The 20,198-nt window shown below is 69.9% G+C and carries 21 protein-coding genes; 12 read left to right on the forward strand and 9 right to left on the reverse strand.

Features of this window, described 5'->3' with window-relative positions; translation table 11 throughout:
• Position 1: 1 nt before the first annotated feature.
• Positions 2-586 (reverse strand): TetR/AcrR family transcriptional regulator, encoded by a 585-nt coding sequence (locus tag G6039_RS05845; protein WP_029540975.1) that lies wholly within the window; start codon positions 584-586, stop codon positions 2-4.
• A gap of 88 nt (positions 587-674) precedes the next feature.
• On the opposite strand from G6039_RS05845, the gene G6039_RS05850 reads away from it, so the two are divergent.
• Both G6039_RS05850 and G6039_RS05855 read left to right on the forward strand, forming a co-directional pair.
• On the forward strand, positions 675-2,072 hold the full coding sequence (locus tag G6039_RS05850; protein ID WP_043797504.1) for a cytochrome P450: 1,398 nt from the start codon (positions 675-677) through the stop codon (positions 2,070-2,072).
• A 68-nt stretch (positions 2,073-2,140) separates the two neighbouring features.
• Positions 2,141-2,545: a hypothetical protein gene (locus tag G6039_RS05855; RefSeq protein WP_043797507.1), complete on the forward strand. Its 405-nt coding sequence runs from the start codon at positions 2,141-2,143 to the stop codon at positions 2,543-2,545.
• A gap of 66 nt (positions 2,546-2,611) precedes the next feature.
• On the opposite strand, the gene G6039_RS05860 is transcribed toward G6039_RS05855, so the two are convergent.
• From G6039_RS05860 to G6039_RS05875, 4 genes are all read right to left on the reverse strand, one after another.
• Complete coding sequence (locus tag G6039_RS05860; protein WP_043797509.1) at positions 2,612-3,760, reverse strand: acetyl-CoA C-acetyltransferase; 1,149 nt, start codon at positions 3,758-3,760, stop codon at positions 2,612-2,614.
• A 34-nt stretch (positions 3,761-3,794) separates the two neighbouring features.
• Positions 3,795-4,397: a TetR/AcrR family transcriptional regulator gene (locus tag G6039_RS05865; protein ID WP_043797511.1), complete on the reverse strand. Its 603-nt coding sequence runs from the start codon at positions 4,395-4,397 to the stop codon at positions 3,795-3,797.
• A 65-nt stretch (positions 4,398-4,462) separates the two neighbouring features.
• A complete protein-coding gene (locus tag G6039_RS05870) occupies positions 4,463-5,263 on the reverse strand; it encodes an SDR family oxidoreductase (RefSeq protein WP_043797513.1) in 801 nt (266 codons plus the stop codon).
• The gene (locus tag G6039_RS05875; protein ID WP_006937778.1) at positions 5,260-6,483 is read right to left on the reverse strand and encodes an acyl-CoA dehydrogenase family protein; all 1,224 of its coding nucleotides are present in this window, start codon (positions 6,481-6,483) and stop codon (positions 5,260-5,262) included. Before G6039_RS05875 ends, G6039_RS05870 begins: the two co-directional genes overlap by 4 nt.
• Before the next feature lie 44 nt (positions 6,484-6,527).
• Between G6039_RS05875 and fadD3 the strand changes: the two genes are divergently transcribed.
• The 9 genes from fadD3 to G6039_RS05920 all read left to right on the forward strand — a co-directional run bounded on the left by fadD3 (position 6,528) and on the right by G6039_RS05920 (position 15,259).
• Positions 6,528-8,075: a 3-[(3aS,4S,7aS)-7a-methyl-1,5-dioxo-octahydro-1H-inden-4-yl]propanoyl:CoA ligase gene (fadD3, locus tag G6039_RS05880; protein ID WP_043797516.1), complete on the forward strand. Its 1,548-nt coding sequence runs from the start codon at positions 6,528-6,530 to the stop codon at positions 8,073-8,075.
• On the forward strand, positions 8,072-8,971 hold the full coding sequence (locus G6039_RS05885; protein ID WP_043797518.1) for an enoyl-CoA hydratase: 900 nt from the start codon (positions 8,072-8,074) through the stop codon (positions 8,969-8,971). Before fadD3 ends, G6039_RS05885 begins: the two co-directional genes overlap by 4 nt.
• Complete coding sequence (locus G6039_RS05890) at positions 8,971-10,131, forward strand: acyl-CoA dehydrogenase family protein (protein WP_006937775.1); 1,161 nt, start codon at positions 8,971-8,973, stop codon at positions 10,129-10,131. Before G6039_RS05885 ends, G6039_RS05890 begins: the two co-directional genes overlap by 1 nt.
• The gene (locus tag G6039_RS05895) at positions 10,128-11,093 is read left to right on the forward strand and encodes an acyl-CoA dehydrogenase family protein (protein ID WP_043797520.1); all 966 of its coding nucleotides are present in this window, start codon (positions 10,128-10,130) and stop codon (positions 11,091-11,093) included. Before G6039_RS05890 ends, G6039_RS05895 begins: the two co-directional genes overlap by 4 nt.
• Entirely contained in the window at positions 11,090-12,139 is a 1,050-nt protein-coding gene (locus G6039_RS05900; RefSeq protein ID WP_043797521.1) for an acyl-CoA dehydrogenase family protein, read from the forward strand. The genes G6039_RS05895 and G6039_RS05900 overlap by 4 nt, the downstream gene beginning before the upstream one ends.
• A gap of 102 nt (positions 12,140-12,241) precedes the next feature.
• Positions 12,242-13,117 (forward strand): aldo/keto reductase, encoded by an 876-nt coding sequence (locus G6039_RS05905; RefSeq protein WP_043797522.1) that lies wholly within the window; start codon positions 12,242-12,244, stop codon positions 13,115-13,117.
• 183 nt (positions 13,118-13,300) lie between these two features.
• Entirely contained in the window at positions 13,301-14,017 is a 717-nt protein-coding gene (locus G6039_RS05910; RefSeq protein ID WP_043797523.1) for an acetoacetate decarboxylase family protein, read from the forward strand.
• Positions 14,018-14,093: 76 nt separating this feature from the next.
• Positions 14,094-14,753 carry a PRC-barrel domain-containing protein gene (locus G6039_RS05915; RefSeq protein WP_043797525.1) on the forward strand — a complete coding sequence of 220 codons (660 nt, stop codon included), beginning with the start codon at positions 14,094-14,096 and terminating at the stop codon, positions 14,751-14,753.
• Positions 14,750-15,259, forward strand: coding sequence for a DUF4190 domain-containing protein (locus G6039_RS05920; RefSeq protein WP_006937762.1), 510 nt, complete (start codon positions 14,750-14,752; stop codon positions 15,257-15,259). The genes G6039_RS05915 and G6039_RS05920 overlap by 4 nt, the downstream gene beginning before the upstream one ends.
• Before the next feature lie 25 nt (positions 15,260-15,284).
• On the opposite strand, the gene hsaB is transcribed toward G6039_RS05920, so the two are convergent.
• The 4 genes from hsaB to hsaA are packed head-to-tail and all read right to left on the reverse strand — an operon-like array spanning position 15,285 to position 18,858.
• Positions 15,285-15,860 carry a 3-hydroxy-9,10-secoandrosta-1,3,5(10)-triene-9,17-dione monooxygenase reductase subunit gene (gene hsaB / locus G6039_RS05925; RefSeq protein WP_029540935.1) on the reverse strand — a complete coding sequence of 192 codons (576 nt, stop codon included), beginning with the start codon at positions 15,858-15,860 and terminating at the stop codon, positions 15,285-15,287.
• Complete coding sequence (hsaC, locus tag G6039_RS05930) at positions 15,857-16,759, reverse strand: iron-dependent extradiol dioxygenase HsaC (RefSeq protein ID WP_006937760.1); 903 nt, start codon at positions 16,757-16,759, stop codon at positions 15,857-15,859. Before hsaC ends, hsaB begins: the two co-directional genes overlap by 4 nt.
• A gap of 1 nt (position 16,760) precedes the next feature.
• Positions 16,761-17,672 carry a 4,5:9,10-diseco-3-hydroxy-5,9,17-trioxoandrosta-1(10),2-diene-4-oate hydrolase gene (gene hsaD, locus G6039_RS05935; protein WP_006937757.1) on the reverse strand — a complete coding sequence of 304 codons (912 nt, stop codon included), beginning with the start codon at positions 17,670-17,672 and terminating at the stop codon, positions 16,761-16,763.
• 10 nt (positions 17,673-17,682) lie between these two features.
• The gene (gene hsaA, locus G6039_RS05940) at positions 17,683-18,858 is read right to left on the reverse strand and encodes a 3-hydroxy-9,10-secoandrosta-1,3,5(10)-triene-9,17-dione monooxygenase oxygenase subunit (protein ID WP_006937755.1); all 1,176 of its coding nucleotides are present in this window, start codon (positions 18,856-18,858) and stop codon (positions 17,683-17,685) included.
• A gap of 191 nt (positions 18,859-19,049) precedes the next feature.
• On the opposite strand from hsaA, the gene G6039_RS05945 reads away from it, so the two are divergent.
• The gene (locus tag G6039_RS05945) at positions 19,050-20,198 is read left to right on the forward strand and encodes a 3-ketosteroid-9-alpha-monooxygenase, oxygenase component (protein ID WP_029540927.1); all 1,149 of its coding nucleotides are present in this window, start codon (positions 19,050-19,052) and stop codon (positions 20,196-20,198) included.

Below are 20,198 nucleotides of genomic sequence, written 5' to 3' on the forward strand. Positions count from 1 at the left end.
CTCAGCCGAGGCGACCGCCGAGCATGCCGCGCAGCGCATTCAGGCACAGCTCCCGCAGCTGCGTCCCGGTGACCGTGGGGTGATCGTGCCAGTCGACGCACACGCTGCGCACGAGGGCGATCCATCCCTGCACGGCCACCGCGACGAGTTCGCGTTCGTCGTCGGGCGGGGCGAGCGCGTCGAGGATGCGTTCCTGCTGAACGCCGAGTTCGGCGTCGACGATCGCGCGGATACCGGCGTCGGCGGAGTCCGCGGCCCGGTTGACCGCCGCGACGCCCTGCCGGTGCGACGCGACGTAGTCGAGGTAGGCGTCGAGGCCCGCGATGATCCGCTCGGCGACGGTGAGCTGCGGATCCGGTTCGGTGACGGCGAGCAGCCGGTCGGACTCGCGCTGGACGACCGCCGCCATGAAGTCTCGTTTGGTCGGAAAGTAGTGGTACATCAGGCCGCGCGAGACCCCGGCGAGTTCGGCGACCTCCTCGATCCACACGTCCTCGTAGGCGCGCTCGGCGAACAGGCGCGCGCCGATGTCGAGCAGCTGCGCGCGGCGCTGTTCGGGATCGAGTCGTCGGCGGGATCGGGCCACGGACTCAATCTAGTTCTTGACACCCGTCCGTCCCGGCGTAGCGTGATTACTGTACACGGATTCAATAACTGGGGGTCGGAGCATGGCCATGGCCACGTCACGGGTGTTCGACACAGAAATTCCGCGCCCGCCGAAACGTCTCCCCCTCGTCGGCGACGTCCTGGGCATGTCGCTCGAGACCCCGGTGCAGAACTCGATGGCAATCCACAAGGCCCTCGGCCCGGTGTTCGAGCGCACGGCCTTCGGCCGCCGCTTCGTGTTCGTCTGCTCCGGCGAGCTCACGGCCGAGCTGTCCGACGAGAAACGCTTCGCCAAGCACCTCGCGCCGGGTGTGGAGGCCCTGCGCGCGATCGGCGGCGACGGGCTGTTCACCGCCTTCAACGAGGAACCGAACTGGCGCCGCGCGCACGAGCTGCTGATGCCCGCGTTCACCCAGCAGGCGATGCGCCGGTACCACGCCACGATGCTCGACGTCACCGCCCAGCTCGTCGCACACTGGGACCGTACGGCGCGCAGCGGCGGCGACGTGGACATCGCCGCGGACATGACGAAGCTGACGCTGGAGACCATCGGCCGCAGCGGCTTCAGCTACTCGTTCGAGCCGTTCGAGCGTGCGGCGCGGCACCCGTTCGTCGAGGCGATGGTCGGCGGACTCTCGTTCTCGCAGCGCAGCATGCTGCGCACCGTGCCGGTCGTCGGGCGCTTCCTCTTCCCCGCCGCCAAGCGGCAGTACGACCTCGACCGGGCGCACATGCGCGACGTCGTCGACGCGGTGATCCACAGCAGGCGCGACGCCCCCGGCCCCGCCCCCGACGACCTGCTCGAGCTGATGCTGCGGGCGGCACGGGAGGACGATCCCAACAAGCTCGACGAGATCAACATCCGCAACCAGGTGCTCACCTTCCTCGTCGCCGGTCACGAAACAACTTCGGGCGCATTGTCGTTCGCTCTCTACTACCTGATGCGCGACCCACAGGCCTACGCGCGGGCACGGGCGGAGGTCGAGGAGATCTGGGGCGACGGCGAGCCCGCATTCGAGCAGATCGCCAAGCTGCGCTACGCCCGCCGGGTGCTCGACGAGGCGCTGCGCCTGTGGCCGACCGCGCCCGCGTACGCGCGGGAGGCGAGGGTGGACACCACCCTCGCCGGCCGATACCGGATGCGTGCCGGCGACTGGGTGCTCGTGCTGCTGCCCGCGGTGCACCGCGACCCGGCGGTCTGGGGCGACGACGCCGACGAGTTCGACCCCGACCGCTTCCTGCCCGAACGGGTCCGGGCCCGGCCCGCGCACGTGTACAAACCGTTCGGCACCGGCGAACGCGCTTGCATAGGAAGGCAGTTCGCGCTGCACGAGGCCACGCTCGTGCTGGGAACCCTGTTGCGCCGCTACGACCTGGCGATGGACCCCGCCTACCGGCTGAAGGTGGCCGAACGGCTCACCCTCATGCCGGAGGGACTACACGCCCGGGTGTCCTTGCGGTCCTGAGCCGGCGCCCACCCGTGTCGTAGGCTGAGCCGGGCGGGTGGGAGAGGCCCGCACGGGAGGGAGAAACCATGAGATTCGGTTCCGCAGGCGTCACGGCGGCGGCGCTGTCCACGATCGTTGCGGCCCTGGCCGTCCCGGCGACGGCGCAGGCGGGGCCCACCGCCGACGTCGTCGCGGGCCGGGAGCGGGTGAAGGTGACGGTGCACGGTGTGCCCGTCCATCCGGAGAGCTGCCGTGTCGATCCCGATGCGGACGGCCACACCCGCAGCCTGCCCGTCGAACCGTCCGGTTCGATGGTCGCCCACGGCGTCGCACCCGGACCGCGGCGCGTGCTCGTCTGGTGCCCGGACGGAGGCATCGTCCACGAGCAGATCGTCCACGTCCTGCCCGCCGATCCGCTCGCCGACCTCGCCGACCACGTGTTCCGCACCGCCGGCAGCAGCGACCGGGTCACCGATCCGACCCTGCGCTGACGCGCCGGTGTGTCTCTTGGGCTGCCCTGACAGCCCAAGGGACACACCGGCGGCGCAGCCGCCTGTCTACACCCGCTCGATGATCGTCACGTTGGCGGTGCCGCCGCCCTCGCAGATCGTCAGCAGGCCGTAGCGACCCTCGCGGCGCTCGAGCTCGTTCAGCAGAGTCGCCATCAGCTTGGTGCCGGTGGCGCCGAGCGGGTGGCCCAGCGCGATGGCGCCGCCGTTGACGTTGACCTTGGCCGGGTCGGCGCCGATCTCCTTGATCCAGGCCAGCACGACGGGGGCGAAGGCCTCGTTGATCTCGATCAGGTCGATGTCGTCGATGCTCAGGCCGGTCTTCTCCAACGCATGCTGCGTCGCCGGGATGGGCGCGCTGAGCATGAAGATCGGGTCGTCGCCGCGGGCACTGAGGTGGTGGATCCGGGCGCGGGGCTTCAGGCCGTACTTGCGCACGGCCTCGTCGGAGGCGAGCAGCACCGCCGAGGCACCGTCGGAGATCTGGCTGGCGATGGCGGCGGTGAGCCGGCCGCCCTCGACGAGCGTCGCGAGTGACGCCATCTTCTCGAGGCTCGTCTCGCGGGGTCCCTCGTCGACGGTGGCGTCGCCGAGCGGGACGATCTCGCCCTCGAACCGGCCCTCGGCGATGGCCGCCTTGGCCCGCTCATGGCTCTGCAACGCCCAGCGCTCGAGGTCCTCGCGGCTGAGATCCCACTTGTCGGCGATCATCTCGGCGCCGCGGAACTGCGAGACCTCCTGGTCGCCGTAGCGCTCGGTCCAGCCGGTCGAACCGCCGAACGGGGTGTCGAAGCCGTACTGCTGCCCGACGATCATGGCCGCGGAGATCGGGATCTGCGACATGTTCTGCACGCCGCCGGCGACGATGAGGTCGGCGGTGCCGGACAGGATGGCCTGCGCACCGAAGTGCAGGGCCTGCTGGCTCGACCCGCACTGCCGGTCGACGGTGACGCCGGGAACGTGCTGCGGGTAGCCGGCGGCGAGCCACGCGGTGCGGGCGATGTTGCCGGCCTGGCCACCGATGGCGTCGACGCAGCCGAAGACGACGTCGTCGACGTCGCTCGGGTCGATGCCGGTGCGGTCGACGATCGCCTTGATCACGTGCGCGCCCAGGTCGGCCGGGTGGACGGCGGACAGGCCGCCGTTCTTCTTGCCGATCGGGGTGCGTACCGCGTCGACGATGTATGCCTCGGTCATGAGGGACTCCTAGTCGGTTCCGGGGAAGGTCGGTTCAGGGGTTGGCAAGTCCGTCGAGGACGATGGACAGGTACTGCTGCGCCACCTTGTCGGCGGTGAGGGTGCCGCCGGGCCGGTACCAGCGCACGGCCACCCACACGGTGTCGCGCAGGAACCGGAAGACGAGTTCGACGTCGACGTCCGGCCGGAACGTGCCGTCGGCGATGCCGCGCTCGATCACCCCCACCCACAGGTCGCGGAATTCGGTGTTGAGGTCGGAGATGTAGGAGAACCGCTCGTTCTCCACGAGCCGCTTGGCCTCGTCCTGGTAGATCGCGACCGCGGCGTGCGACTTGTCGATCGATTCGTACGACGCGGTGATGAGCGCCTCGAGGGTGGCGCGGGAGTCCGCCCCCGAGGCGACGATCTCGCGGTAGCGGCCGAACAGGTCGTCGAGGAATCCCCGCAGGATCTCGTCGACCATCGACTCCTTGGAGTCGAAGTGATGATAGAGACTGCCCGACAGGATGCCCGCGGCGTCGGCGATGTCGCGCACGGTGGTGGCACGCACCCCGCGCGAGGCGAACAGCTGAGCGGCGATATCGAGCAACTCGGCGCGACGCCCGGACTTGGCAGCATCGTCTCTGGGAGGAGTCATGGAGGCATCCTTTCAGGCTGCCGTGCGCGGTTCCGGTGGCGGCGGCTACCGGAACCGCGCACGGGTCAGGCCCTCTGCGAGGAGATCGAGACGACCTCGCCGGTCAGGTACGTGGTGTAGTCGCTGGCGAGCATGGCGATGGTCGCGGCGATCTCCCAGACCTCCGCGGCCCGCCCGTACGCCTCGTCGGCGGCGAGCCGGTCGAGCAGGTCCTCGCTGGTGACCTTCGCGAGGAAGGCGTGCCGCGCGATCGACGGGGCGACGGCGTTGATCCGGACCCCGTACTCGGCGGCCTCGATCGCCGAGCAGCGGGTCAGCGCCATCACGCCGGCCTTGGCGGCCGAGTAGTGCGCCTGCGAGTGCTGCGCGCGCCAGCCGAGCACCGAGGCGTTGTTGACGAGGACGCCGCCGTGGCCGGCCGACCGGAAGTAGCGCAGCGCGGCGCGGGTGGCGCGGAAGGTACTGGTGAGGGTGATGTCGAGGACGCGGTCCCACTGTTCGTCGGTCATGTCGACCACCGGGGTCTCACCGCCGAGGCCGGCGTTGTTGACCAGCACGTCGATGCGCCCGAGCCGGTCGGCGGCGCCGGTGATCAGCGCGTCGACCTGCTCGGTGGAGGAGACGTCGCACACGAGGGCGTCGACCTGCTGCGACGGGAACTCGGCGGCGAGCTTGTCGACCGTCTCCTCGAGCCGACGCTCGTGGAAGTCCGAGACGAGCACGTCGCCGCCCTCGAGCAGGGCGCGACGGGCGGTCGCGAAACCGATGCCGGTGCCGGCGGCGGCGGTGACGACGACCTTCTTGCCGGCGAGCAGGCCGTGGCCCGGGGTCTCGACGGGCGGCGTGGCGAGGGGGGAAGTGGTCACGGACGGGCCTCTCGGGGAAGGCCGAGCACGCGCTCGGCGATGATGTTGCGCTGGACCTCGTTGGATCCGCCGTAGATGGTGTCGGCGCGGGTGAACAGGAACAGCCGTTGCCACTCGGCGAGCTCGAGATGCTCGGGATCCGAGAGCACCGACGGGTTGCCGGCATGGTCGTGCTCCGGCCCGACGAGCGAGGCCGGGCCCTGCACGTCCATCGCGAGCTTGCCGAGGTCGCGGTGCCAGTTGGCCCACAGCAGCTTTGCCACCGACGCCTGGCCGGGGTCGGCCTCGCCGAGGGTGCGCACGGCGTGGGCGCGCATCACGCGCAGGCCGATGCGGGCGCGCGCGATCCGCTCGCGAATGTGCGGATCCTCGGCGGCACCGTTGGATGCGGCGAGGTCGGCGACGCCCTGCAGCTCACGGGCGAAGCCGATCTGCTGGCCCAGGGTGGAGACGCCGCGCTCGAAGGTGAGCAGTCCCATCGCGACCTTCCACCCGTCGCCGGGGGCGCCGACGACGAGGTCGGCGTCGGTGACGGCGTCGTCGAAGAAGACCTCGTTGAACTCGGAGGTGCCGGTGAGCTGCTGGATGGGCCGGACCGTGACGCCCGGTTGATCGAGCGGCACGAGCAGGAAACTCAGGCCATGGTGCCGGGAAGAGCCGGGTTCGGTGCGGCAGACCACGAACGCCCACTGTGCGACGTGCGCGAGGGACGTCCACACCTTCTGGCCGTTGATGATCCACTTGCCGTCCTCGAGCCGGGCGGTGGTGGCGACGTTGGCCAGGTCGGAACCGGCGCCGGGCTCGGAGTAGCCCTGGGCCCACAGTTCGGTGACGTTCCGGATGCCGGGCAGGAAGCGGCGCTTCTGGTCCTCGGTACCGAAGGCGACGAGGGTGGGCCCGAGCAGTTCCTCGCCGAGGTGATTCACGCGGGCCGGCGCGTTCGCCTTCGCGTACTCCTCGTGGAAGATCACCTGCTGTTCGAGGGTGGCGCCGCGTCCGCCGTACTCGGCCGGCCAGCCGATGCAGGTCCATCCGGCGGCGGCGAGATGCCGGTCCCAGGCCAGGCGCTGCTCGAAGTACTCGTGCTCGCTGCCCGGGCCACCCTTGCCCTTCAGCTCGGCGAATTCGCCGGTCAGATTGTCCTCCAGCCACTGCCGGACCGTGGCGGCGAACGCGGCGTTGTCGAAACCCGTGTCGTCCAGTCTCTCGCTCTGATGCACGTCTGTACGATAACCTACCAAGCACTTGCTAGGTAGGGAGCTCCGTGACCGCACAACCGAGAACCACACCGGCGGCCCTCGAACGCGCCGCATCGGCGCACGCCGACCGGACCGCGATCGTCGACGGCGACGTGCAACCGACGTTCGCACAACTGCGCGACCACGTCCGCGAATTCGCCGCCGCCCTCGTCGCCCACGGCGTCGGGCCCGGCGCACGCGTCGCGATCTGGTCGCCCAACACGCACCACTGGATCGTCGCCGCGCTCGGGATCCACTGGGCCGGCGGCATCGTCGTCCCCGTCAACACCCGATACACCGGCGACGAGGCGCACGACATCCTCGACCGGATCGACGCCGGCGCCCTCGTCGTTGCCGGGGACTTCCTCGGCACCGACCGGTACGCGGCCCTGCGCGCCGCGGCGCCGGAACTGCACCTTCCCACCGTCGTGCGGGTCCCGCTGGGTGGGACCGATGCCCCCGCCGACGGCGTGGTGGACTGGGACGAGTTCCTCGCCTCGGCGACGGAGGACGCGCGCGCCGAAGCCGACGCGCGCGCGCGGGCCGTCTCCCCCGACGACGTCTCCGACATCCTGTTCACCTCCGGCACCACCGGGCGGAGCAAGGGTGTGCTCAGCGCCCACCGGCAGCTGATCGGGGTCGCCCGGGCGTGGGCGGACTGCGCCGAACTCACGCCGGACGACAACTATCTCGTCATCAACCCGTTCTTCCACAGCTTCGGATACAAGGCCGGTTTCGTCGCGGCGCTGCTCGCGGGCAGCACCGTCGTGCCGATGGCGGTGTTCGACGTCGAGAAGGTGATGGCCACCGTCGCCGACCGGCGGATCAGCGTGCTGCCCGGAGCGCCGACGATCTACCAGAGCATCCTCGACCACCCCCGCCGCGACGAATTCGACATGTCGTCCCTGCGGATCGCGGTCACCGGGGCCGCACCCGTGCCCGTCGCGCTCGTCGAACGCATGCAGAACGAACTGAGCTTCGACGCGGTGCTCACCGCGTACGGGCAGACCGAGGCCGTGGTCGCGACGATGTGCCGCACCGACGACGATCCCGTCACCGTCTCCACCTCCTCCGGCCGCGCCACCGCCGGCTTCGAGGTCCGCATCGGCGACAAGGGCGAGATCCTGCTGCGGGGCCCCAACGTGATGCTCGGCTACCTCGACGACCCGGAGGCCACCGCCAAGACGATCGACGCCGACGGCTGGCTGCACACCGGCGACGTGGGCACCCTCGACGAACGCGGCTACCTCGACATCACCGACCGGCTCAAGGACATGTACATCAGCGGCGGGTTCAACGTCTATCCCGCCGAGATCGAGGCGGCGCTGATGCGCCTGCCCGGCGTACACGAGGTCGCGGTCATCGGTGTGACCGACGAGCGCATGGGCGAGGTCGGCCGCGCGTACGTCGTCGCCCTCGAGGGCAGCGGCCTGACCGAGGAGGCCGTGATCGCGTTCTGCAAGGAGAAGCTGGCCAACTTCAAGGTGCCCCGCTCGGTCCGCTTCACCGGGCACCTGCCCCGCAACCCGTCCGGCAAGGTTCTGAAAAACATTCTGCGTGAGGAGAAGTCATGACCGTCCCCTACGAACCCGACGTCGTCACCTACGAGGTGCGCGACGGCGTCGCGATCGTCACCCTCAACCGGCCGGACTACCGCAACGCGCAGAACTCGGTGATGACCTACGCCCTCGACGCCGCGTTCGAACGGGCCGTCGAGGACGACGAGGTGAAGGTGATCGTGCTCGCCGGCAACGGCAAGCACTTCTCCGCCGGCCACGACCTGGGGACCCCCGGGCGTGATCACCACGTGCACTACGACAACAAGGCCGTCATGTGGTGGGACCACGTCGACAAGCCCGGCGGCGACCAGCGCTACGCCCGCGAGATGGAGGTGTACCTGAGCATGTGCCGCCGCTGGCGGGAGATCCCCAAGCCGACGATCGCGATGGTGCAGGGCGCGTGCATCGCCGGCGGCCTCATGCTCGCCTGGGTGTGCGACCTGATCGTCGCGTCGGAGGATGCGTTCTTCTCCGATCCCGTGGTGCGCATGGGCATTCCCGGAGTGGAGTACTTCGCCCACCCGTGGGTCCTCGGCACCCGCTTCGCCAAGGAGATCCTCTACACCGGCGACCGCTTCGGCGCCCAGCGCGCGTACGAGGTCGGCATGGTCAACCGCGTCGTGCCGCGCGAGAAGCTCGAGGAGGAGACCCTCGCCCTGGCCGCGCGTATCGCCGAGATGCCGCGGTTCGGCCTGGCCCTGACCAAGCGCGCCGTCAACCAGTGCGAGGACCAGATGGGCATGCGGAACGGCATGGACTCGGTGTTCGGCCTGCACCACTTCGCCCACGCCCACAACGCCGAGGTCGGCACCGACTCCCTCGGCGGCATGAACGCCAAGTCGATGGCGGCGAGCGCCCGCCCCGCCCCCGCGAGCAACGCGGGCCCCACGGCCCAGGACGGAGCGAAGTAGTGGATCTCGAGTTCGACGACGCAACCCTCGCCTTCCGCGACGAGGTCCGCGCGTTCCTCGCCGAGCACGTCCCGCAGACCCCACTGAAGTCGATGGACACCGCGGAGGGCTTCGAAGAGCACCGGCGGTGGGAACGCACCCTCGCCGACGCCCGGCTGTCCGTGGTGTCCTGGCCCGAGGAACTCGGCGGCCGCGACGCCTCGCTGCTGCAGTGGGTGGTGTTCGAGGAGGAGTACTACCGCGCCGGGGCACCCGGACGCGTCAGCCAGAACGGCATCTTCCTGCTCGCCCCCACCCTGTTCGAGCACGCCCACCCCGACCAGCTCGCCCGCATCATGCCCCGCATGGCGCGCGCCGACGACATCTGGGCACAGGCCTGGTCCGAACCCGAGTCCGGCAGCGACCTCGCGTCGCTGCGCTCGACGGCCACCCGCGTCGACGGCGGCTGGCTGCTCAACGGGCAGAAGACGTGGAGCTCCCGGGCGTCCTTCGCGGACATGGGCTTCGGCCTGTTCCGCTCCGACCCGGAAGCGCAGCGGCACAAGGGCATCACGTACTTCATGTTCGACCTGCGCGCGGAGGGCGTCACCGTCCGGCCCATCGACCAGCTCGACGGCGAGCCCGGCTTCGCCGAGATCTTCCTCGAGGACGTGTTCGTGCCCGACGATCCCGCCGACCCCGGCGCGTCCGGGGTCATCGGCGGCGTGAACGAGGGCTGGCGGGTCGCGATGAGCACCGCCTCCAACGAGCGCGGCCTGTCGCTGCGCTCCCCCGGGCGGTTCCTCGCCACCGCCGACCGGCTGCTGCAGCTGTACAAGTCGTCGGATCTGCACGGCGACGCGGCCCTGCGCAACCGCGTCGCCGACACCTGGATCGGCGCGCGCGCCTACGAGTTGTCCACCTGGGGCACGGTCACGCGATTGCAGGACGGCGGGCAGCTCGGCGCGGAGTCGTCCATCAACAAGGTGTTCTGGTCGGAGTGGGACATCGCCGCCCACGAGACGGCGCTCGACCTGCAGGGCGCCGCCGCCGAGCTGGTCGACGGCTGGACGGACGGCTACCTGTTCTCGCTGTCCGGCCCGATCTACGCCGGCACCAACGAAATCCAGAAGAACGTCATCGCCGAGCGCCTGCTCGGCCTCCCGAAGGGCGACCGATGAGATTCGCGCTCGACTCCTCCCACGAGGACTTCGCGTCCAGTATCGATGCGCTGCTCGCCAAGTCCGACATGCCGGCCGTGATCCGCGCGTGGAGCGCCGGCGACACCGGCCCCGGTCTGAAGGTGTGGCAGCGTCTCGCCGAGATCGGGCTCGGCGGCCTGCTCGTCGGCGAGGACCACGACGGCGTGGGTGCCGACGCGGTCGACCTCGTCGTCGCCGTCGAACAACTCGGCCGCCACGCCGTGCCGGGCCCGGTCGTCGACACCGTCGCCGTCGCCCCGGTGCTGCTCGCGGCCGCGGCGCCGGACCGGTTGCCGGCCCTGGCCTCCGGCGCGCTCGCGACCGTCGCCGCCGCTCCGGACGTGCCGTTCGCGGTCGACGCCGACGTCGCCGACCTGGTGCTGCACGTCGACGGCTCGGCCATGTCCGTCGGCACCCCCGGGCAGCCGCGCGAGTCCGTCGACCCGGCCCGCCGGCTGTTCCCCGTCTCGGCGGGAGAGTCGTTGGGCAAAGCCGACTTCGGTGCCGCGTTCGACCTCGGCGCGCTCGCCACCGCGGCGCAGCTGCAGGGGCTCGGCCGGACGCTGCTCGAGCGCACCACCGAGTACGCGCAGCAGCGCCGGCAGTTCGGCCGGGCCATCGGCTCCTTCCAGGCCGTCAAGCACCACCTCGCCGAGGTGGCCGTCGCGCTGGAGATGGCCCGGCCGCTGCTGCACGGCGCGGCGCTGTCGGTGCGCGACGGGCTGCCGCAGGCGTCGCGGGACGTCTCCGCCGCCAAGGTCGCATGCGGCGACGCCGCCTACCGTGCGGCCCGGACCGCGCTGCAGGTGCACGGCGCCATCGGCTACACCCGGGAACACGATCTGTCGCTGTGGCTGACGAAGGTCCGCGCCCTCGTCACCGCGTGGGGCACGCCCGACGTGCACCGGGCGCGGATCGTCGACGCGCTGGAGGCGTCGTGACGTTCGAAACCGAGGACCGCGCCGCGCTGCGCGAGTCGGTGCGCAACCTGCTCGCCAAGCACTCCGACTCGTCGGCGGTGCGCAAGGCGATCACCGCGCCCGAGGGCTACGACGCCGGCCTGTGGGAGCGGATGGTCGAGCAGATCGGGGTGGCGGCGCTCGCCGTGCCCGAGGACTACGACGGGGTGGGCGCCTCGCTCGCCGAGACCCACGTCGTGCTCGAGGAACTCGGCCGGACACTGACGCCGTCACCGATGCTCGGCTCGGCGGTGCTCGCGGCGCAGGCGCTGCTGCTGTCCGGCGACACCGAAGCATGCGCGCGGCTGCTGCCGGGCATCGCCGCCGGGGAGATCGCGGCCGTGTGCTGGGCCTCGGCGGCGGGCTGGTCGTCGCCGGGGGTGACCGCGACCGGCGACCGGCTCGACGGCACCGCGCACTACGTGCTCGGCGGAGACGTCGCGAGCACCCTGCTGGTGCTCGCGCGCGACGGGGACGCCGTCGCCCTGTTCGAGGTGGATCCGCACGCGACCGGCGTGACCCGGCGCCGGGTGCCGACGATGGACCCGACCCGCAGCCTCGCGCAGGTGCGGTTCGACGGGGTGACCGGGCGGCCGCTCGCGTGCCCGGCGGATCTCGTGGACCGGTTGCGCACCGTCGCGCTGATCGCGCTGTCGGCCGAGCAGGTCGGTGCGGCACAGGCCGCGCTGGATCTGACCGTGGAGTACACGAAGAACCGCAAGCAGTTCGGCCGCGTCATCGGGTCCTTCCAGGCGCTCAAGCACCGCATGGCCGACATGTACGCGCTGGTGGAGACCGCGCGCTCGATGTCGTACGCGGCGGCGCTGTCGCAGGATACGCAGGACGCGTATGCGGCGAAGGTGTACTGCTCGGAGGCGTTCGAGCAGGTGGCCGCGGAGACGATCCAGTTGCACGGGGGCATCGCCATCACGTGGGAACACGACGCGCAGCTGTACTTCAAGCGCGCCCACGGCACCGCCCAGCTGTTCGGGCAGCCGCGCGAGTTCCTGGCCGCGATCGGAATGTGACGCCCGCGTGCCCGAGCGAATGAACCATCGCGTCGGCCTGATCGAGTGAGGGGTACATTCGCTCGGGCCGCGGGGCGATCCGGCAGTCGTTAGCCTGGGACGATGAGCACTCCCGTGATCACGCTGAATTCCGGAACCACCATCCCGCAGCTCGGCCTGGGAGTCTGGCAGGCCACCAACGAGCAGACCGAACACGCCGTGCGCTTCGCCCTCGACGAGGCCGGCTACCGGCACATCGACACCGCCGCCGCGTACGGGAACGAGGAGGGCGTCGGGCGCGGTATCGCGGCCTCCGCGGTCCCGCGGGAGGACGTCTTCCTCACCACGAAGCTGTGGAATGCCGACCAGGGCTACGACCGGGCACTGAAGGCGTTCGACGAGAGCCTCCGCCGCCTGGGCACGGACTACGTCGACCTGTACCTGATCCACTGGCCGTTGCAGGACAACGACCGGTTGCTGCGCACCTGGGACGCACTCGAGAAGATCGCCGGGTCCGGCCGGGCAAAGGCGATCGGCGTGTGCAACTTCGAGCCGCACCACCTGCAGCTGCTCGTCGATCGCGGCGGCATGCTGCCCGCCGTGGACCAGGTGGAGCTGCACCCGCACCTGCCCCAGCAGGAGATCCGCGCCTTCGCGGCCGACCACGGTATCGCCGTCGAATCGTGGAGCCCGCTGGGCGGTACCAGCAATTCCGGGTGGGGGCGCGATTCCAAGCCGAACACGCTGCTGATCGATCCGATCATCACGCGCATCGCGGACCGGCACAGCAAGTCCGCGGCCCAGGTGCTGATCCGCTGGCACCTGCAGAACGGCCTGATCGTGATTCCGAAGTCGGTCCACGACGCGCGGATCGCGCAGAACTTCGACGTGTTCGACTTCGAACTCGACGACCTCGACCTGAGCGAGATCGCGACCCTCGACGACGGCACGCGCGTCGGCATGCACCCGGACGAGATGAACATCGGCGCGCCGGACTGACGGACGATTCCCGCACGGGCAGCCGCGCCCCTCGGCACGCGGCTGCCCGTTTCCGGGCGTATTCGCCGATCACCTTGCGCTTCCAGGACGCAGCACGAATAGTAGAACACGTTCTCATTCAGGACCCGGCCGGTCGCGGGTTCGCGATCGGTTCGCGCAGAGGGGCAGGACGTGACGACACACATGATCTCGGGCACCCCGATCGAGATGCCGGTGCGGATTCGGACCGCGACGGCATTCATGGCGATGTACTCGGTGCCCGCCGCCCCGGCTCGGGCCCTGATCGATCACACGGGACTCGAACTGCTGCACCACCGCCCGGGGCGCGGTATCTGCATCCTGGTGTTCGTGGACTACGTCGACGGAGATCTCGGACCCTACAACGAGTTCGGCGTGTGCTTCCTCGTTCGTGACCATCGCCGGCGCGGCGGTACCGTGCTGCAGGATCTGCGGGAACTCGCCCGCGGCGGCGCCGGTGCCCTGATCCATCAACTGCCCGTCGACGGCGAGTTCACCCTGGCGGCAGGACGGGGAATCTGGGGGTTCCCCAAGATCCTCGCCGACTTCGACGCCGACCACGCCGGCGCCGTCAAGCGCGCGTCGGTGAGCCGGGACGGGCAGCTGATCGCGGAACTGTCGGTGCGCCCGGGCCTCGCGGTTCCCGGGCGTGGTGCCGCCGCCTCCGTCACGGCCTACTCCCATCTGGACGGGATCACCCGGCGCACCGGATGGGCGATGAATCCCGCCGGCGTGCGCAGCCGCGTCGGCGGTGCCACCCTGCGCCTCGGAACCCACCCCATCGCCGGCGAACTGCGCGCGCTGGGGCTGCCCCGGCGCGCGCTGCTCACCTCGTCGATCCCCCGCCTGCAGATGACCTTCGGAGACGCCGAACCGATCTGATCCGGCCTTCGGGTTTCGGCGCCCGTCGCAGCGGGCACCCACCGACTCGAAGACACAATCGATCGGTGAGGTCACCATGATCAACAACAGCGACATCGATGCACTTGTCGGCGCCACCGTCTACGGACCCGGCGGCGACAAGCTCGGCAAGGTCGGCGAGGTCTACCTCGACAACCGCACCGGGAACCCTGCTTGGATCACCGTCGTCACCGGCCTGTTCGGCACCCGTCGGCATTTCGTGCCGATCGACGTCGCCGAGCTGGACGGCAAGGACATCCGTCTGCCGTTCGACAAGGACACGGTGACCGGCGCCCCGAACATCGACGAGGACGGCCGTCTCACCCCCGAGGAGGAGACGCAGCTCTACCGCTACTACGACAGGGCGGATACCGACACCGACACCGGTCGTGCACCGGACGTCGACCGGACGCCCGACGCCGATCGGCTGCGCGACACCGACCGGACGCCGGACACCGACCGGACATCCGACGCCGATCGGCTGCGGGACACCGACCGGACGCCGGGGACCCATCGGACGCCGCAGGGAGGCGCGCCGGGTGTGTCCACCTCGGCTCCGCCGTCGGCCACACCGTCGCATCCCGGTGGCACCGGTGACACAACGCAACACGGCGCCCCCTCGCCCGGCCCGCGACTCCACAAGCGGGTCGTGACCACCGAGTACTACGTCGACGAGGGCGCCCCCGGCCAGCACCCCGACCAGGAGGACCGACGATGATCGAACGCGAGCCTGCCGGTGCCAGTGCTGCCGGCCGCGACCCAGTTCCCGGCCGCGACCCCGTTCCCGGCCGCGAGCGCGTGGTCACGGACGACCGGGTGACGGACCGCACCACCACCGCCGCCGCGCCCTTCGAGGAGCGGGTGACGACGAAGCCGGCCAAGACGAGTGTGGCCGCCGCCCTCGCACTCGCTGTCGGCACCGCCGCCCTGGTGTGCGTGCTCTCGCTCGTCCTCTCCCCCGTGGGCCTGGTGCTGTCCCTCGTCGGGCTCGTGCTCGGCATCGTGGGCCTTCGCGCGGCACGTCGCCTCGGCGTGACCGGGCGCGGCGTCGCCATCGCGGGCATCGTGCTCAGCATCGTCTCGCTCGTGCTGTCGATCGCCTACGTGGCGGGTGTGGTGACGGTGCTCAACAACGACCGCATGGTCGAGCAGCTCGAACAGCAACTCGACCGGGCCCGCGACCAGCTGCCCGACAGCATCCAGGTGCCCCAGCCCGGCGAGTAACCGTCCGGCCGGCCGTGCCGGCCCCCTAGAGCCAGGTGTCCTCCGAGGTACTGGTGAGAAACGCCTCGAGGTCGTCGCGCCAGGGGGCCGGCACGGTCTTGTCCGGCTCGATGCCGGTGTACTGGCCGCGATAGAACAACAGCGGCCGCTCCTTCTCGTCGCGCACCTCGCTGAGCGAGGACACCCGTCCGAACACCACCCAGTGGTCGCCGCCGTCGTGCACGGTCTCGACGGTGCAGTCGATGTGCGCCAGGGATCCGGTCAGGACGGGCGAGCCGAGCGGTGACGGGCTCCACTCGACGCCGGCGAACTTGTCCGGCTCCCGGGACCCGAACCGGGCGCACGTGTCCTGCTGCTCCTCCGCGAGCACGTTGACGCAGAAGCGCCCGGATCGTTCGATCGCGGACCACGACCGCGACGTCCTCGTCGGGCAGAACAACACCAGCGGCGGCTCCAGCGACAGCGCCGCGAACGACTGGCAGGCGAATCCCACCGGCTCGCCCGCGTCGACGGTGGTGATGATCGTGACCCCCGTGCAGAACTGGCCCAGCACGTTCCGGAAGACCCGGGGGTCGATCCCACCGTCGTCGGGGGTGGTCACGGCTGCATCCCCACGCTGAAGTCGTGACCCCACAGGCTGACCGCTGTGGACTCCCGGGCGATCCACTCCTCGTCCTTGACCTGCCTTCCCTCGCAGCCGAATTCGACGTCGAAGCCACCCGGGGTCTTCATGTAGAACGAGAGCATGAGGTCGTTGACGTGCCGGCCCAGCGTCGCCGACATCTTCACCTTCCGGCGCAGCGCCCGGTCCAGGCACAGCCCGACGTCGTCGGCGTTCTCCACCTCGATCATCAGGTGCACGATGCCACTCGGCGTGGGCATCGGCAGGAACGCCAGGCTGTGGTGCCGTGGGTTGCACCCGAAGAAGCGGAGCCAGGCCGGTTTCCCGTCGGCCGGGCGGCCCACCATCTGTGGCGGCATGCGCATCGAGTCCCGCAGCCGGAAGCCGAGGACGTCGCGGTAGAAGTGCAGGGCCTCCTCGTCGTCGCGGGTGGACAGGACGACGTGCCCGAGTCCCTGCTCGCCGGTGACGAACCGATGCCCGTACGGGCTGACCACGCGGCGGTGCTCGAGCGCCACCCCGTGGAACGCCTCGAGGGTGTTGCCGGACGGGTCCTGGAACACGATCAGCTCGTCCACACGACGGTCGGCGAGCTGCTCGGCCGTGCCCTCCTTGAACGGGACCCCGGCGGCCGCGAGGTTGTCGCGCACCTCCTGCAGCTCGGCGGCGTTCGCCGTCTCCCAGCCCGCGACCAGCAGCCGGTCGCTCTCGTGCGGCTCGATGATCAGCCGGGCCGGGAAGTCGTCCATCCGCAGGTACAGGGCGTCCGGGTGGACACCCTTGCCCTCCACCATGCCGAGCACCTTCAGCCCGTACTCGCGCCAGGCGTCCATGTCGGTGGCGCCGATGCGCAGATACGCGAGGGATCGGATACCCATGTCAGACACTCCCGTCGCTTCGCTCGCCCCGACCGCTCCGGTCGGTCAGGAAATCGATTGTCAGGCGGTTGAACTCGTCGAACTTCTCGAGCTGGGCCCAGTGCCCGCAGCCGCCGAAGACGTGCAGCTGGGCGCGGGGGATGAGCTTGAGCGCGACGAGTGCCCCGTCGAGCGGATTGACCCGGTCCTCCCGGCCCCAGATCAACAGCACCCGCTGCCGCAGCTTGTACGCGTCGCGCCAGAGCATCCCCAGCTCGAAGTCCGGTCCGGAGAACGACTTTCCCATCGCGCGCGCAGCGGCGAGCGACTCGGGGGTGCTCGCGGCGGCGAAGCGTTCCTCGACCAGCTCCTCGGTGATCAGCGACTGGTCGTACACCATCACCCGGAGGAACGCCTCGAGCTTCTCCCTGGTCGGGCCCTCCGGCGGCGCCGCGAACCGGCCGAGGTGCTTAACGCCCTCGGTAGGGTCGGGCGCGAAGAGATTGACGCTCAATCCCCCCGGCCCCATCAACACGAGCCGTCCGGCCCGGTCCGGGAAGTCCAGTGCGAACCGCACCGCGGCACCGCCGCCGAGCGAGTTGCCGAGCAGGTGCACGCGCCCGTCGACGCCGAGGTGGTCGAGCAGGTCCTTCAGCGCGGTGGCGCTGTGCACGAAGTACTGCGGATGCTCGGTGGGCTTGTCGGACTTGCCGTAACCGGGCTGGTCGACACAGATGACGTGGAAGCGCTCGGCCAGCACGGGGATGTTGCGGGCGAAGTTGGACCAGCCGGAGGCGCCTGGACCGCCGCCGTGCAGCAACACGATCGTGGTGTCGTGTCCGACCCCCGCCTCGTGGTAGTGCAGCCGCAGGTCGTGGCGCACCTGAGCGAACCGGGACGTCGACTCGTAGGTGATCTCTTCCGTCGCAGTCAATTCGGTCTCCCTACACCATCGTGTCGGTGATCGGCAGTCCGAACTCGCCGGCGCCGAACATCACATAGGCGCGCTCGGCGTCGTTGGCGGCATGGACACGCCCGGCGTGGGCGTCGCGCCAGAACCGTTGGATCGGCGTGCCGTTGGCGAGGGCGGTGGCACCGGAGTTCTCGAACAGCAGGTCGATGGACGCGATGGCGCGGCCGGTGGCGCGGACCTGGTCGCGACGGGCGCGCAGCCGCAGTTCCATCGGGACCTCCTCGCCGGCGACGAGGTGCGCGTACTCGTCGGCGACGTTTCCGGACAGCTGGCGCCACGCGGCGTCGATGTCGCTCGAGGCCTCGGCGATCCGCACCTTCGAGAACGGATCGTCCTTGGACTTCTCCCCCGCGTAGGCGGCGCGCACGCGCTTGCCCTGATGCTCGACGTGGGCCCGGTAGGCGCCGTAGGCCATGCCGACGATCGGCGTGGAGATCGTGGTGGGATGGATGGTGCCCCAAGGCATCTTGTAGACCGGCGCGGTGTTGCGCTCGAGGCCGGGGGCGGTGAGGTTGCTCATCGCCTTGAAGCTGAGGAAGCGGTGCCGGGGCACGAACACGTCCTCGACCACGATCGTGTTCGACCCGGTGCCGCGCAGGCCGACCACGTTCCAGACGTCGTCGATCCCGTAGTCCGCGCGCGGGATCAGGAAGCTGCCGAAATCGACGGGGCGGCCGTCCTTGAGGACCGGGCCACCGACGACGACCCACGTGGCATGGTCGCACCCGGAGGACCAGGCCCACGCGCCGTTGACCCGGTAGCCGCCGTCCACGACCTCGCCGGCGCCCATCGGGGCGTAGGAGGAGGAGATGCGCACGTCGGTGTCCTCGGCCCATACGTCCTCCTGGGCCTGCTGCGAGAACAGGGCCAGGTGCCAGTTGTGGACACCGATGATCCCGGACACCCATCCGGTGGAGCCGCACGCGCTCGCGATGTTGCGGACAGCCGTGTAGAACAGCACCGGGTCGGCCTCGTAGCCGCCCCACTGCTTCGGCTGGAGCAGCCGGAAGAACCCCGTCTCCTGCAGCGCCTTGATCGAGTCGTCGGGGATGCGGCGAAGATCCTCGGTCTCCTGTGCACGTTCCCGCAGGGCGGGCAGCAGCGCGTCGATCCGCTGCAGTACCTCGTGGCTCTCGTGGTCGCCCACTGGACGCTCCCGTCTGTTCCGGAAATGATCGCTTGCTTCGAGACTAGAACACGTTCCCATTCATGTCGAGACCGCGGAATCACCGCACGTCGGCGTCTTTTCTGTGGGACGAAAGTCCCGGATCGCTTCCGGATCGCCGCAATATTCTATAACGTGTTCTACTAGATGAACCGAAGGGAAGTGAGGGGACAATGGCACAGATTCGCGAGATCGACGTCGGAGAGGTCCGCACGCGTTTCGCGCGGGGTTGGCACTGCCTCGGGCTCGCCAGGACGTTCAAGGACGGCAAGCCGCACGCCGTCGAGGCCTTCGGCACGAAGCTCGTGGTCTGGGCCGACAGCCAGGGCGACCCGAAGGTCCTCGACGCCTACTGCCGGCACATGGGCGGCGACCTGTCGCAGGGCGAGATCAAGGGCGACTCCGTCGCCTGCCCCTTCCACGACTGGCGGTGGGGCGGCAACGGCAAGTGCACCGGCATTCCCTACGCCCGTCGCGTGCCGCCGCTCGCCCGCACCCGCTCCTGGCTGACGATGGAGAAGAACGGGCAGCTGTTCGTATGGAACGACCCCGAGGGCAACCCCCCGCCGCCGGAGGTCACGATCCCCGACATCGAGCAGTACGGGTCGGGCGAGTGGACCGACTGGACGTGGAACTCGATCCTCATCGAGGGCGCCAACTGCCGGGAGATCATCGACAACGTCGTGGATATGGCGCACTTCTACTACATCCACTACGCGTTCCCGACCTACTTCAAGAACGTCTTCGAAGGGCACGTCGCCGCGCAGTACCTCAACACCCGCGGCCGGCCCGACAAGGGCATGTCCACCCAGTACGGCATGGAGTCGCTGCTGAAGTCGTTCGCGGCGTACTACGGTCCCTCCTACATGATCAATCCGATGACCAACAGCTACGGCGGCTACGAGGTCGAGTCGGTGCTGATCAACTGCCACTACCCCGTGACCCACGACTCGTTCGTGCTGCAGTACGGCATCATCGTCAAGAAGCCGACCGGGATGTCCGACGAGATGTCGGCCAAACTCGCCGCGAAGTTCACCGAGGGCATCGGCGAGGGCTTCCTGCAGGACGTCGAGATCTGGAAGAACAAGACCAAGATCGACAACCCGCTGCTGTGCGAGGAGGACGGCCCGGTCTATCAGCTGCGACGCTGGTACGAGCAGTTCTACGTCGACGTCGCCGACGTCACCGAGAAGATGACGCAGCGCTTCGAATACGAGGTGGACACCACCAAGGCCAACGAGGCGTGGCAGGCGGAGGTCGCCGAGAACCTCGCGCGGCAGAAGGCCGAGCAGGAACAGGGCAAGCAGGAAGCGGAGGTCTGA

Origin of the sequence: Rhodococcus aetherivorans, assembly GCF_011058165.1 — a bacterium.
Taxonomy (GTDB): domain Bacteria; phylum Actinomycetota; class Actinomycetes; order Mycobacteriales; family Mycobacteriaceae; genus Rhodococcus; species Rhodococcus aetherivorans.

Bases quoted from the DNA above. Each gene is read 5' to 3' on its own strand.
- G6039_RS05850 (WP_043797504.1), top strand. From the start codon at position 675: ATGGCCACGTCACGGGTGTTCGACACAGAAATTCCGCGCCCGCCGAAA.
- G6039_RS05855 (WP_043797507.1), top strand. From the start codon at position 2,141: ATGAGATTCGGTTCCGCAGGCGTCACGGCGGCGGCGCTGTCCACGATC.
- G6039_RS05860 (WP_043797509.1), bottom strand. From the start codon at position 3,760: ATGACCGAGGCATACATCGTCGACGCGGTACGCACCCCGATCGGCAAG.
- G6039_RS05865 (WP_043797511.1), bottom strand. From the start codon at position 4,397: ATGACTCCTCCCAGAGACGATGCTGCCAAGTCCGGGCGTCGCGCCGAG.
- G6039_RS05885 (WP_043797518.1), top strand. From the start codon at position 8,072: ATGACCGTCCCCTACGAACCCGACGTCGTCACCTACGAGGTGCGCGAC.
- G6039_RS05895 (WP_043797520.1), top strand. From the start codon at position 10,128: ATGAGATTCGCGCTCGACTCCTCCCACGAGGACTTCGCGTCCAGTATC.
- G6039_RS05905 (WP_043797522.1), top strand. From the start codon at position 12,242: ATGAGCACTCCCGTGATCACGCTGAATTCCGGAACCACCATCCCGCAG.
- G6039_RS05910 (WP_043797523.1), top strand. From the start codon at position 13,301: ATGATCTCGGGCACCCCGATCGAGATGCCGGTGCGGATTCGGACCGCG.
- G6039_RS05915 (WP_043797525.1), top strand. From the start codon at position 14,094: ATGATCAACAACAGCGACATCGATGCACTTGTCGGCGCCACCGTCTAC.
- G6039_RS05920 (WP_006937762.1), top strand. From the start codon at position 14,750: ATGATCGAACGCGAGCCTGCCGGTGCCAGTGCTGCCGGCCGCGACCCA.
- hsaC (WP_006937760.1), bottom strand. From the start codon at position 16,759: ATGGGTATCCGATCCCTCGCGTATCTGCGCATCGGCGCCACCGACATG.
- G6039_RS05945 (WP_029540927.1), top strand. From the start codon at position 19,050: ATGGCACAGATTCGCGAGATCGACGTCGGAGAGGTCCGCACGCGTTTC.